The sequence below is a fragment of the Labilibaculum sp. genome, from assembly GCF_041595635.1.
Taxonomy (GTDB): domain Bacteria; phylum Bacteroidota; class Bacteroidia; order Bacteroidales; family Marinifilaceae; genus Labilibaculum.
This window is the reverse complement of sequence record NZ_JBFHJW010000008.1, coordinates 13,305-30,626: the sequence shown is the minus strand read 5'-3', so window position 1 is coordinate 30,626 and position 17,322 is coordinate 13,305. Positions and strand designations below refer to the sequence as shown.

Sequence of the window (17,322 nt, the reverse complement as noted above, 5' to 3'; positions counted from 1 at the left end):
ATCTAGAATAAACTACTCTGATCTTCTAAACTTCCATACTTTCGATTTCTATTTCTGTAACAATCTCTAATGTTATGCGCAATCTCCCTTATTTGAATATCTAGTTCAGAATGAAACCATTTTCTAGTTAGATGCTTTCTTTTGACTTCCTCAAATATCGTAGGCTCATGTTCCAAATAATATCTTAATCCTACATGTGATAATAAAATACTATTGTCTTTCTGCATTGAAATACCTAAGCCAGTAATTTTACACTTTCTATCATTATTTAACTTGTAACGTTTTTTCCCCTTATCTACACTGTAATAGGTTACATGTTTCGGTTTAAATTCCTGATTCAAATCTTTTTCAAAATCATGTAATAGGTTACATGTTTTTATATCATCATTAATCAACTCGGCAAACTTTTTTTCTAGCAGATCAATAATAATGGATTTATAATCTCTATTGCCATACTGATCTATCAGTCTTTTCAAGGTTTGCTTTTTATCATGTCTCTGCTTCTTGTTGTACTTTTCCCAATTGTAACCATTCTTTAACTCGTCATAAGCTTTAGTATCTCTTTTGCCTAGATCATTAATATTAATGCTATCATCGAAGCAAACCACCTCTGAGAACTTCTCTATTAAGATTTTAAAGAACACTTTTAATTTATCAGCATCAGCAATATCAATTAAATTATTGATTCCTGTTTGCTTATAAAACACCTTCCTAAGAGGTTTTATCTCAACTCTAAGCCTATTTTCAAAGTCTTTCATGTAGATCTTTAGCCAATAATAATTTTCATGCTTAAACTCGATTCCTTTTTGATTTACTAAAGGTTTGCCGTTTGCTTGTCCTCCTTGCCAAAGTATTGTATTTAGAAATTGATTGACTGGAAAAGGCAAGTCAATATTAAAACCAAATTCGGGGTTTGTTACCTGAACTGTAAGCGGATTAATACTGAAATCAGAATGTAACTCTTTCAAGGTCTCAATTATTTCAGCTCTAGAAAAGTCATTATTATTGTGCTTGCCCTGATTATGGAATTTATGAATACTTCCTCTTATGCTATTATCTGAAAATTTAATTCCCCGATAATCTACAAAAGTTGATTCACTCCCAAAACTCTCCCCCGTGTTACTCTTTCCAATTGTTGAAGTCGTTCTTCGCTTCAAATCTTTTAAAAGTGGATGAGTAAGCCAATAGTTTTCAGGGAAAGGAATATTTTTTACTCCAATGCCATCAACCATATCAAAACAATTTTAATTGATTCTCATCATTATGAAATAGGGCTTCATCGGTGGTATAGAATCCTGCTCTATGCTTTGTTATAGAACAAAATCCTTTTCTAATAATTTGTATTTTATCATGCTTTTCAAGTTCTCTCACATACCAACAAATATTAGCTCTTTCGATACCTGTTCGATATGAAATTTCAAGCATAGTTCCAGGGGTTTTAAAAGCCTCGTAAACTCTTTTTAATTGAACTTGAAACTTGTCCTTCGGGGCGTTTTTCTTATCTTTGATATGAATCAATGATACTTGATTTAGGTCTGAACACCTAAGGGCTTGTGAGCAATCGCAAGCCTTTTCTTTTTGCTTGTTCATGATCTTTTACCTTTAGTGTTTGGAACTACTTGTAAAGCCTCCTGAACGGCTTGTTCTGAATACAAAACCCTTCGACCAATTCGCATAGCCTGAATACGACCTTCTTTTGTGTATTCGTGCAATGTTGGTAAAGTGATTTTTAAAAGCTCTGCAACCTCTAATCTTGTGCGAAACTTAGTTTCATCTTTCGGCTTGTTACCTTTTTTAAGCTCCTCGCTTATTACTTCTCTGATTAACTCTTTTAAGTAATCAAAATTTACTTCTTTAGATTTTGAATCCATTTTTCTAATATTTAAGAAAATTAATAATGGATTTGTCGACAAATCTTTAACCTGTTTGAATAAAATAAAGTTAAGCAAGATAAGATTGACAACTATCTAAATATCTGTGGTTTAGTGTTGGACTAAGGGATTATTTTGTTGGCATGACAACAGAGATAACAAGTTGAATACTTGGCACATGCAGTTTATTTGTTGGATTTTAATTACTATTTGTTGAAAACACTATCTAGTTTTGTTGAATATTTACAGTAAAGGTCTTTTCCTAGTTGGTTTTTTTCGTCGGATTTTCCTGCATAAGCTAATTTCGTATCTTCATAGCGCTTTTTTCTTCTTGTGTAAGCTTGTTTTGCTCCTATGGTCTTTCCATTGCCCTTTATTTCAAAATTTTCAATTATAAATGTATTAATCTGCTCCTCTTCTAAATCTAAAAAACCATGTTCTGAAAAGTATTTTACAAGGGTATACAATTGCCAATTCTTATCATGCCAAATTACATCTTCCGTTTTAGGTTTTCCACTTATAATTTTCAAAAATTGCTTTTCTTGTTCTTTTTTTAAAATCTCTTTACTAACCAACATTGCTATAAGATCTTCGTTTGATAATCTATTTTCGATTTGGGCTTTAACTTTTACAGTTGGTTTAATATTAGCAATTTCCTTTTGCGGATATTTAATGGAGTTAAGAAATTCCAATTTCCTTTCTTGTGATTGTTTTATTTTTGTAAAAGAATCTTTCTTTAAATCGAAAAAGCTAAGATATTCATTATCTGACTCAGGATTTTTAAAATCCTCAACTGGAATTATGGGCGGTTCGTTTCGTTCGTCGTTAGAGTCATTTATTTTTTTAATCTCTAAACGTAAAAAATCAATTTCTAAAGCATCAGGATTTTCACCTAAATACTTTTTCAGTCTTTGATTAAAATGGCTTTTATACACTTTGCAAGAACAATGAAACCAATAGAAATCATCTTTATGGCTTTGTAAGTATAAAGCATTAAATTTATTATCAAGCTCAATAAATAAATTCTCGTATTCATTTGATTTTGGATTTCCATCGATCGAAAATTGAGGAAATGGAAATGTATTGCAATTAATTATTGCTTCTCTTAATTCCTCAAACAACTGTTCTGATTTATTTGCCATTATGCTTAAATATTGAAACTATTTTTTTTGAAAGATTACTTAGCAACCTTCAATACTGGTTGGTTAAAAAATGGGTGTTCGCTTAGTCTTTCGGCTGCTTCCTCTTTGGTGGTTTTTATGTAGGCAAAAAACTCTGATTCTGTTTTATGTCCTGATATCTTCATAATATCGAAAGGCGGAATCTTTGCGTTATACATGTTGGTACATGCTGAACGCCTTGCAGTATGGCACATAACTAGATCACATTTTGCGAAGTTCTTTTTCGTTTTTCTTCCTCCAATAGTCTTTTCAATTTGCACTATTTCAAGAAAGCCCAAATGCCTAGCAATATCCTTAATGTATTTATTTGTTTTCTGCTCGGTTATTGTGGGGGCTTTCCAATCGTATTTATTCAGGAGTGTTTCTAATTGTGCGGTTATTGGTACAAGCACTTTCACACCTGTTTTTTGTCTTGAAAAACTCAATGCTTTAGCACCATTATTTAAGGTGGTTAAATTGGCTTTAGATAGATTTAAAACATCAACAACAGATTGAGCCGTATGGTAACACATCAACCATAAATCTCTAGCTAGTTCCCAATTTCGCTTTCCTGATAAATCTAATTGAGAAATTCTATTTATTTCTTCTTCATGCAAATAGATATTATAAACCTGTTCTTTGCCGACTTGAAATTTCTTTTTAGTGAAATCTAAGTTTGTATGTAAATCCTCATCTTTTGCACTTCTCATGATGGTTTTAAGGTGTTTTATGCTCTTTCCTACACTGTTTTTCGTGTAATCTTTTGAATAAAGAAAGCCTTTAAAATCTTCGTACCAATTTAAAGTAATGTCGTCAAAATCAGTCTTCGTTTTACGGTCTTTCTGATACAAATCAAATTGAACCTGAAACGTTTTATAACTCTTTACCGTTCCGTAAGTGTATTTTCCTTCTTTGCCATTGTGGAAATAAAGCCTTGTTCCTTCCTCTGCTTCCTTAATGTATCTTTCAATGTATGAATTTAGGGTTTCGGCTGTTTCTTCTTTTATTAAGCCTCGCTCTATATCAATTGCTTTTTTAAGCTCATCGGGTTTTGGTTGAATGTCATCAATTAATAAACTACGATGTACTTTCTTTGCAATATTCTCAATGATATCCAGTAAATCATTAATGTTTTGATAGTCTATTTGTCTTTTCTGTAATGCTCGGTGGGTCTCCTTGTTCCAATAGCAAGGCTTTATTTTTAAACCAGTAGGATATTTAAGGGGCTTGTATGTTTGTTTGCCTTGCTTATTGTTCTCACAATAGCCATAACTAAAAAACATTATAACGGGCGTTTCTTGCTGTTTGGCTTTGGTAACCTTTGTTTGTGGGTCTCTTAATCGGAAAGTAACTGATACAGCCATGATAAAAGATTTAAGTTTGAACACTTAAATTTAATCATTTTTTATCAGGGGGCGGAATCGGGGGCGGAATAAAATTGATTTAGTCTTACTTTCTTTTATCTACCTTACTACTTAAAACAACAAAACCCCCTATAAATAGGAGGTTTTAAGTTGGTTTAAATAAAACTAAATTAATAGTCTAGAGGTCTCTGGCGGATTCGAACCGCCGTAGACGGTTTTGCAGACCGGTGCCTAGCCACTCGGCCAAGAGACCCTATCTACCGTAAAGGCGTTGCAAAGATATGTAATTCTGTTTTACTCCTGCAAATTTTTTCCAAAAATTGTAATAAAAAATTTGCAGAAATATTCCAAAATAAACCTAATCAAAACATTAGCGAGACAAAGTCAGACTGACTTTTTCAATTTGTCCACCCATAGGAGGGTTCATTTTCGATACTTTTACCTTTGCATGCACTAATTCTGGGAAATTTTGATACAAAACATCCAAAATTCTTTCACAAACATGTTCGAGCAAATGAGATTTAATTTGCAATTGCTCTTTAATCATTTCGTAAGCACGTTGATAATTTAAAGCATCACCAATAGAATCCGATTTAGCTGCTTTTTCGGCAACGTATTCCATTCGAACATACACAGTAAACTTGTTTCCTACAATTTGTTCTTCCTTAAAACACCCATGATAGGCATAAAATTCCATGCCCTCTAATTCAATAATTCCCATCTTTTTTATCTTCAGATATTCTTTGACGAAAGTAAGAGATTAAATAACCAATACAAAATTGCACTTTTTTCACTCTTAAAGGAAACATAGCGAAGTAATATTAAGGGAATTTCTCTACTTTTGTTTTTCGTTTCTAAAGCTAATCGATAATACAAATTATTGTAAATTTGTCGATACGCATTTCGATTCGAAAAGCAAGGCAGGATTCGTGTTCGAATCCCAGGCAAATACATGTATCATTTTAAATTGAATAGTATGGATAACAAAAATGTAAAAGAAGAGAATGGTAACGAAAGTAAATCTCTTAATTTTATCCAGCAGATCATCGAAGAAGATCTGAAAAACAATGTGAATGATGGTAGAGTACACACACGATTCCCTCCAGAACCAAATGGGTACTTACACATCGGACACGCCAAGTCGATATGCCTAAACTTTAGCCTTGCCCAACAGTACCAGGGAAAATGCAACCTACGTTTCGACGATACCAATCCTGTAAAAGAAGATACTGAATATGTAGATTCCATTATGGAAGATATTAAATGGTTAGGCTTCTCATGGGAAGGCGATCCTCACTTTACATCAGATTATTTTGAACAACTATACGATTGGGCTGTAAAATTAATTAAAGATGGCAAAGCTTATGTCGACGACCAATCGGCAGCAGTTATTGCTGATCAGAAAGGAACACCTACCGTTCCTGGAACCGAAAGTCCATTCCGCAACCGGAGCATCGAAGAAAATTTGGATTTATTTACTCGCATGCGTGCTGGTGAATTTAAAGATGGAGAAAAAGTTCTTCGTGCGAAGATAGATATGGCTTCGCCAAACATGCACATGCGCGATCCTTTAATGTATCGTATTATGCATGCATCTCATCATCGTACTGGCGATGCCTGGTGCATTTACCCTATGTACGACTATGCACATGGAGAATCGGATTACATCGAAGGCATTACCCATTCTATCTGTACTTTAGAATTTGAGGTTCATCGTCCGTTATACGAATGGTTTGTGACTAATCTTACCGAGACTGACTACAAACCAAAACAGCGCGAGTTTGCTCGTTTAAACTTGAGCTATACCGTAATGAGTAAGCGTAAATTACTTGAATTGGTAAAAGACCATCATGTTAATGGCTGGGACGATCCACGTATGCCAACCGTTTCTGGCTTACGCCGAAGAGGTTTTACACCGGCTTCTATTCGTCACTTTGCAGATACTATTGGAGTTGCAAAACGAAACAATGTGATCGATTATTCGCTTTTAGAGCATTGTGTACGTGAAGATTTAAATAAAACAGCCACACGTGTAATGGGCGTTTTAAATCCCGTAAAACTAATCATCAACAATTACCCTGAAAATCAGGAAGAAATGTTGAACATTGATAACAATCCTGAGGATGAAAATGCTGGAAGCAGAGAAATTCCATTCTCACGTGAATTGTATATCGAACGTGATGATTTTATGGAAGATGCACCACGCAAATTCTTTAGAATGACTCCAGGACGCGAGGTTCGTCTTAAAGCAGCTTACATTGTTATGTGCGAAAAAGCTGTTAAAGATGAAGATGGTAACATCACCGAAATTCATTGTACTTACGATCCGAAATCAAAAAGTGGAAGCGGCTCGGAAGAGAGCAAACGAAAAGTAAAAGGAACACTTCACTGGGTTTCAGTAAAGCATGCAGCAAAAGCTGAAGTTCGTATTTACGACCGCTTGTTTAACCACGAAGCTCCTGATGCTCAAAAAGATGTTGATTTCAAAGAATTCTTAAATCCAGACTCTTTAAACATTCTTACCGAATGCTATGTAGAGCCTAGCCTAAAAGATGCCAAGGCAGAAGAAAGTTTTCAGTTTACACGACTGGGCTATTTCTCTGTTGACAAGGACACTACATCCGAAAAATTAATTTTCAACCGTACTGTTTCTTTGAAAGATTCATGGTCTAAAAAGAAAAACTAAAATTAGCTTTCAGCTATCTGAATATAAAAAGGCTGCCTTTTCGGGGAGCCTTTTTTTGGGGACCAGAAACTAGATAGTTAAAAATAAGATATAAAAAACCACTCCCTAAAAGGAAGTGGTCGCAATGGTAAGAATAGATTTCTTACTTATTTTTTAATATTCTCCATGGCGTAATTCAAACGCGCTAAGGTCTCTTCTTTTCCTAATATTTCGATAATATCGAACATATGAGGACCTTTACCAGCTCCTACTATGGCCAAACGAAATGGGTTCATTACTTTTCCAAAACCAATTTCCTTGGCAGTAATCCATTCCTTCACAATTTCTTCCGAATTTGCCGAAGTAAAATCTTCAATTCCTTTCAAAATATCAATCAATTCAAGCATCAAAACAGGTGTATCTTCTTTCCATCCTTTTTTTGCAGCTTTGGCATCGAATTCTTTCGGTGATTCGAAAAAGAAGTTAAGTTGATCCCATAGTTCCGACACAAAACGCACACGATCCTTCACCATGCCACAAACGCGGTTTACAATTGTTGAATCGGCCTGAATGCCTTTTGATTTTAATACCTGTTCGGCAAACAAAGCTCCAATTTCTTCATCCGACTTTTTAATTAAGTATTGATGATTGAACCATTTTGTTTTTTCAGGATCAAATTTAGAACCCGATTTTCCTACACGCTCCAAAGAAAATGACTGAGAAAGTTCTTCCATCGAAAAAATTTCTTGTTCGGTTCCTGGATTCCAACCTAAAAAGGCCAGCATATTTACAAAAGCTTCTGGAAAATATCCACCTTCACGATAGCCCGAAGCAATCTCTTTTGATTTAGGATCGGTCCATTCCAATGGGAACACTGGAAATCCTAATTTATCGCCATCACGTTTGCTTAATTTTCCTTTTCCAACAGGTTTAAGAATCAAAGGCAAATGGGCAAATTTTGGCATATCGGCTTCCCAACCAAAAGATCGATATAAAAGCACATGCAATGGCATTGAAGGCAACCATTCCTCACCGCGAATTACATGTGAAATTTTCATTAAGTAATCGTCTACCACATTGGCAAGATGATAAGTTGGCATTCCATCTGATTTGAACAACACCTTGTCATCCAGAGCAGAAGTATTAAACACCACATGACCACGAATCTCATCCTCTAAATGCAATTCTTCCCCTACCGGCATTTTAAAACGAACCACATAATGATCTCCAGCCTCAATTTTGGCTTTTACCACATCGGCCGCTAAAGCCAAAGAATTATTTAAATTTTCCCGGGATGCATAATTGTAGGTGAAAGTTTTTTTCTCCTCTTCGTACTGACTGCGAATTGCGTCCAGTTCTTCGGGAGTATCAAAAGCATAATAAGCATTTCCCGAAGCAATCAACTGATCGGCATATTTGCGATACATTGGCTTTCGCTCTGACTGACGATAAGGTCCAAATTCACCACCAACAGTAGCTCCTTCATCAATCTGAATACCACACCATTTTAACGCCTCGGCGATATAATCTTCGGCACCTGGTACATATCTTGTTTGATCTGTATCCTCGATACGAAGCAGGAATTCACCATTATGTCTTCTTGCAAATAAATAGTTGAAAAGGGCTGTTCTAACGCCTCCCATATGAAGAGGTCCCGTAGGACTGGGAGCAAATCGAACTCTTACTTTCTTATCGTTCATTGTTATATCCTTTAATTTGGCCACAAAGATAAGAAATAAGAAGAAAAAAAGAGCGGCGTAAAAACCAAAATAAACTTAAAATAAGTATCTATTGATCATCTCCTTTAAACTGCAAATATCAATTGGTTTGGAAACAAAATCATCACAACCTGCGGCAATAATCTCTTCGTAAGCTTCACCATAGTGATAAGCCGTTTGAGCGATAATAGGAATATTTTTATTGATCTTTTTAATCTCCCTAGTTGCATCGTAACCATTCATAATTGGCATTTGCATGTCCATTAAAACCAAATCCATTTGGGGAGCAGATTGAATTAAATGGACTGCTTCTTGTCCATCTTTAGCACGAATGATCTTCGCGTGCGTATCCATTAGTATTTCCTCGAGAAAAATAAAGTTAAAATCCTCATCTTCCGCTACTAGTAATACTTTTCCTTCCCAATTATAATTTGATGAAAGATTCATTAAATAATCAATATTTTCGTCCTACAAGTAATTTGAACTCTAAGGTAATTTAATTATTAGTAACATGAAAAAGAAACCCGAAAGATCTGTACGATTCATACAAGAATATAGGTAATTACGTTACTATTCAGAGTAAGCATGTAAGTTTACAATATAAACTACCTTTAAATAACAAGGGGAACTTCAGTTGAAGTTCCCCTGTTTTAAATATGTAACATATCCCTTTTAGCCACATTTTGAAGTTCCACATGATTGACAAATCAGGCATCCTTCTTGATAAATAATGTGTTCAGATCCACAGCTTGTGCATATTGCCCCTTTAGCTTTTGTTCCGTTTGGAATGTATTTTTTAAGAGCTCGCTCTACACCATTCTTCCAGGTATTGATATTTTCGCTATCCAACTGCAGGCCAGCCACCAAATTAACCACTTGTTCAATTGGCATTCCATGGCGAAGAACTCCGGATATTAATTTTGCATAATTCCAAAATTCTTTATCAAACTTATAGGATAGTCCTTCGAAAGTAGTTTTAAAGCCTCTTTTGTTGCAATACTGAAAATCGTAACGAGAACTACCATCTTCTTCTTTTCTTTTTATAATTAAGCCGTTGCTTACCGATTTTGGAAGTAGAATTCCTTCATCATCGTCCACAATACCAGTAAATACTTCGTAAGGCTGACCATTATATAAACCAATAAAAGCAATCCATTTCTCCTTGTTGTTTTGGAATCGAACAACCTCAGCCTCTAATTCTGCAGGACGTTTTTTTGGCACTCCTTTATCTTCTTCCTTGGCATCATTTGAAATTAAAACACCAGAACGAGAACCATCACGATACACTGTACATCCTTTACAACCACTTTTCCAAGCTTCAATATACAATTCGCCAACAAGAGATTCAGGCACATCATTTGGCAGGTTCACCGTAACACTAATGGAGTGATCTACCCACTTCTGAACTTTCCCTTGCATACGAACCTTTTTCAACCAATCAACATCATTCGAAGTGGCCTTATAGTAAGGTGATTTTTTCACCAACTCTTCCACTTCCTCATTGGTAAAGTGCTGAGCTGCATCAATCCCATTCGCTTCCATCCAAGTCACAAACTTGTGGTGGAATACTACAAATTCTTCCCAGCTATCTCCAACTTCATCAACAAAATCAACACGAACATCCTTATCGTTAGGATTTACTTTTCGTCTTCTTTTGTAAACAGGCATAAATACAGGCTCTATTCCTGAAGTCGTTTGAGTCATCAAACTAGTAGTACCTGTTGGAGCAATGGTTAAACAAGCGATATTACGTCGACCATATTTCTCCATTTCTTTGTAAAGACTTTCATCCGCTTCTTTCAATCGCAAAACAAATGGATTTTTACTTTCACGTTTTGTATCGTAAATTTTAAAAGCACCTCTATCTTTTGCCATAAACACAGAAGAACGATAGGCTTCCAATGCGATTGTTTTATGAACTTCTACCGAAAAATCAATAGCCTCATCAGTTCCATAACGAAGATTTAAGGCCGCAAGCATATCACCTTCAGCCGTAATACCAACTCCTGTTCTTCTTCCTTCTTCGGCTTTTTCGCGTATGTTTGTCCAAAGATTACGCTCTACACGTTTTATCTCAGCATCTTCGGGATCGGCATCAATTTTATCAAGAATGGCATCAATTTTCTCCAACTCCAAATCAATGATATCATCCATCATTCTTTGAGCCATAATTACATGTTCGCGAAACAATTCGAAATTGAATTTAGCGTCTTTCGAAAATGGATTTTCAACGTAACTATATAAATTTATCGCCAACAAACGACAACTGTCGTAAGGACACAATGGAATTTCGCCACAAGGATTTGTTGAAACAGTTTTATAACCTAGATCAGCATAACAATCAGGAACGGACTCTCTTTCGATAGTATCCCAGAATAAAATTCCTGGTTCAGCCGATTTCCATGCATTATGAACAATCTTATCCCAAAGTTTTCCAGCATCAATACTCTTACTATAAGTAGGATTCTTGGAATTGATTGGATATTGCTGAGTAAATTCAGTTCCATCAACAACTGCTTTCATAAACTCATCGTGCATTTTTACCGAAACATTAGCTCCAGTTACTTTGCCTTGCTCCATTTTGGCATCAATGAATTCTTCCGAATCAGGATGACGAACCGAAACACTTAACATTAAAGCACCTCTACGACCATCTTGAGCAACTTCGCGAGTTGAATTGGAGTATCGCTCCATAAAAGGAACAATACCAGTTGATGTAAGAGCCGAATTTTTTACAGGAGAACCTTTCGGACGAATATGAGAAAGATCATGTCCAACACCACCACGACGTTTCATTAATTGCACTTGTTCCTGATCGATCTTCATAATTCCGCCATAAGAATCAGAATCGCCATCATTTCCAATCACAAAACAATTCGACAAAGAGGCAACCTGGAACTTATTTCCAATTCCCGACATTGGACTTCCTTGCGGTACGATGTATTTAAAATCTTTTAAAACTGCAAAGATTTCATCTTCACTAAGTGGATTTGGATAATTTTTTTCGACTCTTGCAATTTCTTTTGCAATACGTCGGTGCATGTCATCCGGGGTCTTTTCATAAATATTTCCATAAGAATCTTTCAGTGCATATTTATTTAACCAAACACGCGCTGCTAACTCATCACCGTTGAAATATTGAAATGATGCCTGAAAGGCCTCTTCTTGGTTAAAAGTTTCGTTCATTTCTTTCTCCTGTTGCTTCTTCTCTTGTACTTCCATTGAGATCGTAAAAAAATGTGGTTAACTATTTAGGTTTGTTAGTATCATTATCAATAATTTGTCCTTCATCAGCAGAACAAGTAATATACTACGCAAGGTACACAAAGACTTCTCTCCGAACAATATTAAATGAGCTATTTAAAAGAAAGTTATCCACAGTCTTGTGTTAATATTTTCATTATCTGCTATTTGCATTTTTAAAAAAAATGAAAAGTTTTCCAAAAAAAAAATTTTATTACATCTTTCTTAAAAAACAATTCGATAAAGACAAACATTTTCATCATCAAAAAAGCACCATTTGTAAAAAGGCCTTTTCCATATCGTGGCATCCCCAATAAACATTGAGTGTTGACTAATTAAATGAAATTATTTTTTGATTTTTGACTAAATCACGGAAAGAATTTGAGCACTTGCTCCTCGTTTTGAGTCGACATATTTTTTTGATTTTAGACCTGTATTTTGACGATGATCCTGATCATTAAAATAATTATTAAGAAGAGTATTTAAATCATCATACTTCTCATAATAATTAGCAGCTCCAGATTCAATAAGGTCTTTTGCCTCTTGAAATTTGTGGTAATTAGGTCCAAAAATAATAGGTAATCCAAAGGTAGCAGCCTCGAGAGTATTGTGAATTCCCCGTCCAAAGCCACCGCCAATATAAGACACATCACCATAGCGATACAAAGAAGAAAGCACGCCAATGCAATCAATCACCAAAACTTCGGCTGCATCAATTTCTTCTTTGCTTGCCTGGGTATAACGAACCCAGCTTTTCTCAATTTTATCCACAATGTTCTTGATATGATTCTCATCCACCTCGTGAGCAGCAAGAATGTATTTGTAGCAATTTTTTGTGGTATTTATGTAACGGATTAAAAATTCTTCGTCTTTTGGCCAGGTACTTCCAGCAATCACAACCAACCTTCCCTGACTAAAATCTTCTACTTTAGGCAAAGATTTTGATCCACTGGCAATGGCATACACCCGATCGAAACGAGTATCACCCGTTATGGACACATTGGCCAAACTAATGCCTTTCAGTAAATCTGCCGATTCCTGATTTTGAACAAAGAAATGAGTAAATGCCGAAAGCATTCTTCGATGAAATCCACCCCAAGCTTTAAAAAACAACTGATTGGGTCTGAAAATAGTTGAAAATATATAGGTAGGAATGTTTCTTTTTTTCAATTCCTTTAAGTAGTGATACCAAAATTCATATTTAATAAAAAATACCATTTTAGGATTGACGATATCTACAAACTTGCGAGCATAAGAAGGAAAATCGGCTGGTAAATAGAAAATAAAATCAGCGCCATCATAATTCTTACGAACCTCATAACCCGAAGGAGAAAAAAAGGTAAGTACAATTTTAGCTTCTGGATGCTCATCTTTTAACTTTTCAATAACTGGTCGACCTTGCTCAAATTCCCCTAAAGATGCTGAATGAAACCAAACTAAATTCTCTTCTCCCTGGAGTGCCTCGGCAATTTTTGGCAATAAATTTTTGCGACCATCGACCCATTGTTTTGCTTTGGGATTAAAAAAAGCGACAATTCTCACCATTAAAACATAAAATCGTATCGAAAGATTATAAAAGAGAACCATATTTAAAATTTGTTACTGTTAAACGGATTAGCTTCCTTATATTTATTCAATGCAAAACTACTAATTTTAGATGGAGGATTTCGTTTTGACAACAGGCGATTTCATAAATTCACCAGGAACTTAAGGACTAAAATAAATCGACCCATTGAGATTTCAATTCCTTTTTATATTGTTGATTTTTTCAGGTTTTAAACTGTTTGGCCAATCGCAAAGCAATTTAAGAAGAAAACTTGTACCTATAAATCGCGACACCATCCAACTGGATACTCTGCTGATACTCCCTGCAAGCGTGAAGGTACATCAGCGAAACAAACTCATAAACAAAGACTTGTATCAAATTATCATCAGTAAAGGAGTTTTTGTGCCATCGCAGCAGTTAAAAGACCAAGGAGAGTCGCTACAAATTGAATATCGCGTTTATGATTTTAATATCAAACAAAGTCTTTACAAACGCGACTTATCGCAACTCAGACTATCCAATCAGCAAAAAGCACGCAAATATGCCATTCGAACTCCCTATAAAAATATGGATAGCTTCTCGGGTGATCAGCTCGAGAAACAAGGGAACTACACACGCGGAATTTCTTACGGTAACAATCAGGATGTAGTGGTCAACTCGAACCTAAATCTTCAACTATCGGGGAAACTTAGCAATGATGTCAGCATATTGGCGGCCATTTCTGATAACAACATTCCCATACAACCCGATGGAAACACACAAACCATTAACGATTTTGATCGGATTTACATTCAGCTATATGACCATAGCAAAGAACTAACCCTAGGAGATTTTGAATTGCAATCGCCAACGGGTAACTACATGCGCTTTTACAAAAAAGTTCAGGGAGGAAAATTTTCCATCAAAGCGAAAAATAAAAAAACCAAGAAAACGACATTTCAATCGACAGTGAGTGCCTCCATATCTAAAGGAAAATTCAACCGAATGGAATTTGATGGTACCGAAGGCGTGCAAGGACCCTATCAATTAACGGGAGCAAATAGCGAAAGCTACATTATTGTACTATCTGGCAGCGAAAAAATTTACGTGGATGGTGAACTTTTGAGCCGAGGTGAACAGAACGACTATCAAATGGATTACAACACTGCAGAAGTCACCTTCACAATAAAACAACCCATCACCCGAAACTCGAGAATTATTGTAGAATTTGAATACTCCGAAGAAAACTACTCGAGATATTTACTTTTTAGCAGTAACGAGTTGAAAAGCAAAACTGGGAAATTTTGGTTCAATTTTTACCACGAACAGGATAACAAAAACCAATCCATAGATCAAACATTAAGCGATGATAACAAATTACTTTTAAGCGAGGTTGGTGATGACTTAAATCTAGCTCAAGTACTAAATGTAGAAGAAATCGATTACTCGAACGATTATGTTATGTACAAAAAAATAACAAAAAGCGTTGATGGTATCAATTATGATGTTTACCAATACTCAACCAATGCTGATAGTGCGGTTTATCTGGCCTATTTTAGCTACATGGGTTCGAACAGTGGCAACTACCAAAAAATAAGTAGCACAGCTAACGGACGAGTGTATGAATGGATTGATCCGATTGATGGCGTTTTGCAAGGAGAGTATGAGCCCACAGTTCAATTAATAGCTCCTGAAAAGCAACAAATGATTTCGCTAGGCGGGGATCTGAAATTAGCTGATCAATTGACTACAAAATTCGAATTGGCTCTTAGTAATAATGACTTAAACAGTTTTTCTACCCTTGATGATGATGACAACAAAGGCTTAGCACTTGATTTTCAAATCGAAAAAAACACTCTTTTTATCGATCCAAGGAAAGTATTGAAAACAGAACTTACATTTCATCACATCACGAAAAACTTTTCGGAAATTGAACCCTACCGAACTTCTGAATTTGAACGAGATTGGAATTTAGAAGATGATTTTACCGACTCTAATGAGAATTTCTACTCCCTTAACAACCTCTTTACCAACTCCAATTGGGGACAAGCCATTTACGAATACGCTGTTCTCGACAAGGATAACAATTACCAAGGAAAGAAACACTCTTTGGGTTTTCAGTACTCCAAACAAGGTTTATCTTTTACCTTTTCAGGAAATTCGCTAACCAGTAATCAAACTGATCTTGAATCGAAATTTTATCGGCACCAGCTAAGCACATCTTATTCACTAGAATTTGCGAAATTTGGCATAGAAACCGAAAGTGAAAACAATCAATGGGAAGATAAAACCGACCACGATCTTCTATCGAGTAGCTCTTCCTTTTACTCCTACAAATTATACATCGGCTCAAAAGATGCTTCGAAAAATCAATTTGAAGCCTACTTTGAGAAACGAAAAGATTTTTCACCCAAAAACAACGAGCTAATCGCACAAAGCGAATCGCAAGATTTTGGTGCCAGCTTAAGCTGGAAGAAAAATCCAAAAAATCAGTTAAAAATAGAAAGCATTTATCGAAGACTAAACATATTAGACGATAGCTTTACCGATGAAGAACCTGAAAATACCTTTCTGGGAACCTTAGAACATCAGGCACGCATCAAAAAAGGATTGCTGCAAACATCCACCTACTACGAACTAAGCTCAGGATTGGAAAGTGAAAAAGAATATTCATTTGTAGAAGTTAGCGAGGGACTCGGTGTTTATCAGTGGACTGATTACAACGGAAATGACACAAAAGAGATTGATGAATTTGAGATTTCAACCTTTAGCGACGAAGCGAACTACCTTCGTGTTAGCACCAGCACAAATGAGTATCAAAAAGTATATACAAGCGATTTTCGTCAAACTTTTAATTTGCGCTTCAGTCAGATAAAATCGGAAGGAAAATTTTATTCTCTTCTGAAAAATTTCAACAATCGATTTGCTTATCGCATCTCTAAAAAAAGCCTGATAGACGACTTCAGCCTATACGCAAACCCTTTTTCAGCACAAGCAACGAATGAGAATATCACGACTCTTAGCTCGAGTTTTCAGAATACTTTATCGCATCGCAAAGCGAAATCGAAAACCAATTGGGACCTTATTCACCTAAGTGGAAACAGCAAACAACTTCTTACACAAGGTTTTGAGCGCAGAGAATTTAAACAAAACGGACTTCTTTTTCAATGGAGACTTGGCAATTCAAACCAGCTGAGCAACCGAATCGATCTTGGTGAAAAAAGTCTGGACAATGAATCATACATCAGTAAAAATTACAATTTACAAACGATTAAGAATGAGCTAAAACTCCAATTTCAACCAACATTAAATTTCCAATGTGGATTTAATTACACCTATACTGGCAAAGAAAATGAACTATCAACAGAAAAATCGCACACCCATAATATAGGAACCAATGCCCAGTATTCCTTTGCCGATAAAGGAAAATTAATGGCTACATTTAATTTTTTACTGGTAGATTACAACGACGATTCGAGTAGTTCTATTGCCTACGAAATGCTCGAGGGTTTTTCACCCGGAAACAACAGTACCTGGAGCCTGTCCTACAAGCAGCAACTATCAAAACTATTTCAGCTGAACATTAGCTACAATGGCCGCAACAGCGAAGGAAGCAAATCCATTCATGTAGGCAATATGGAAGTAAGGGCTTATTTCTAGAAAGCTGAAAAATCGAAAATTCGCTCTTATTTTCAATCCTTAAAGCATTATTAGATACTGGTATAAAATCGTTCCACAGCATAATAATGCAAGTAATAATAATTCACAGCCCTACA

12 protein-coding genes and 1 tRNA gene are annotated in these 17,322 nt (G+C 35.6%); 2 read left to right on the top strand and 11 right to left on the bottom strand.

The genetic code is table 11. From position 1 onward, the window contains the following. Positions 1 to 2: 2 nt before the first annotated feature. The 7 genes from ABYT26_RS03995 to folB all read right to left on the bottom strand — a co-directional run bounded on the left by ABYT26_RS03995 (position 3) and on the right by folB (position 5,116). Positions 3 to 1,232 (bottom strand): hypothetical protein, encoded by a 1,230-nt coding sequence (locus ABYT26_RS03995; RefSeq protein ID WP_372751608.1) that lies wholly within the window; start codon positions 1,230 to 1,232, stop codon positions 3 to 5. Position 1,233: 1 nt separating this feature from the next. Further along, complete coding sequence (locus ABYT26_RS03990) at positions 1,234 to 1,590, bottom strand: hypothetical protein (protein WP_372751607.1); 357 nt, start codon at positions 1,588 to 1,590, stop codon at positions 1,234 to 1,236. Further along, complete coding sequence (locus ABYT26_RS03985) at positions 1,587 to 1,871, bottom strand: helix-turn-helix domain-containing protein (protein ID WP_372751606.1); 285 nt, start codon at positions 1,869 to 1,871, stop codon at positions 1,587 to 1,589. Before ABYT26_RS03985 ends, ABYT26_RS03990 begins: the two co-directional genes overlap by 4 nt. A 206-nt stretch (positions 1,872 to 2,077) precedes the next feature. Beyond that, positions 2,078 to 3,013: a hypothetical protein gene (locus ABYT26_RS03980; RefSeq protein ID WP_372751605.1), complete on the bottom strand. Its 936-nt coding sequence runs from the start codon at positions 3,011 to 3,013 to the stop codon at positions 2,078 to 2,080. A 35-nt stretch (positions 3,014 to 3,048) separates the two neighbouring features. Further along, positions 3,049 to 4,395 (bottom strand): phage integrase SAM-like domain-containing protein, encoded by a 1,347-nt coding sequence (locus ABYT26_RS03975; protein WP_372751604.1) that lies wholly within the window; start codon positions 4,393 to 4,395, stop codon positions 3,049 to 3,051. A gap of 182 nt (positions 4,396 to 4,577) precedes the next feature. After that, positions 4,578 to 4,648 (bottom strand) — tRNA-Cys (locus ABYT26_RS03970). A 117-nt stretch (positions 4,649 to 4,765) separates the two neighbouring features. Beyond that, positions 4,766 to 5,116: a dihydroneopterin aldolase gene (gene folB / locus ABYT26_RS03965; protein WP_372751603.1), complete on the bottom strand. Its 351-nt coding sequence runs from the start codon at positions 5,114 to 5,116 to the stop codon at positions 4,766 to 4,768. A 255-nt stretch (positions 5,117 to 5,371) separates the two neighbouring features. Here folB and ABYT26_RS03960 point away from each other — a divergent pair, with 255 nt between their 5' ends. Beyond that, entirely contained in the window at positions 5,372 to 7,081 is a 1,710-nt protein-coding gene (locus ABYT26_RS03960) for a glutamine--tRNA ligase/YqeY domain fusion protein (RefSeq protein WP_372751602.1), read from the top strand. 146 nt (positions 7,082 to 7,227) lie between these two features. Here the strand turns inward: ABYT26_RS03960 and gltX are convergent, their stop codons facing one another. The 4 genes from gltX to ABYT26_RS03940 all read right to left on the bottom strand — a co-directional run bounded on the left by gltX (position 7,228) and on the right by ABYT26_RS03940 (position 13,566). Beyond that, entirely contained in the window at positions 7,228 to 8,760 is a 1,533-nt protein-coding gene (gene gltX / locus ABYT26_RS03955; RefSeq protein WP_372751601.1) for a glutamate--tRNA ligase, read from the bottom strand. 75 nt (positions 8,761 to 8,835) lie between these two features. After that, positions 8,836 to 9,225: a response regulator gene (locus ABYT26_RS03950; protein ID WP_372751600.1), complete on the bottom strand. Its 390-nt coding sequence runs from the start codon at positions 9,223 to 9,225 to the stop codon at positions 8,836 to 8,838. A 225-nt stretch (positions 9,226 to 9,450) separates the two neighbouring features. Beyond that, positions 9,451 to 12,000, bottom strand: a complete 2,550-nt coding sequence (locus ABYT26_RS03945) for an adenosylcobalamin-dependent ribonucleoside-diphosphate reductase (RefSeq protein ID WP_372751599.1) — start codon at positions 11,998 to 12,000, stop codon at positions 9,451 to 9,453. A 384-nt stretch (positions 12,001 to 12,384) separates the two neighbouring features. Next, on the bottom strand, positions 12,385 to 13,566 hold the full coding sequence (locus ABYT26_RS03940) for a 3-deoxy-D-manno-octulosonic acid transferase (protein ID WP_372751598.1): 1,182 nt from the start codon (positions 13,564 to 13,566) through the stop codon (positions 12,385 to 12,387). A gap of 187 nt (positions 13,567 to 13,753) precedes the next feature. Here ABYT26_RS03940 and ABYT26_RS03935 point away from each other — a divergent pair, with 187 nt between their 5' ends. Next, positions 13,754 to 17,206, top strand: coding sequence for a hypothetical protein (locus tag ABYT26_RS03935; protein ID WP_372751597.1), 3,453 nt, complete (start codon positions 13,754 to 13,756; stop codon positions 17,204 to 17,206). Positions 17,207 to 17,322 lie beyond the last annotated feature (116 nt).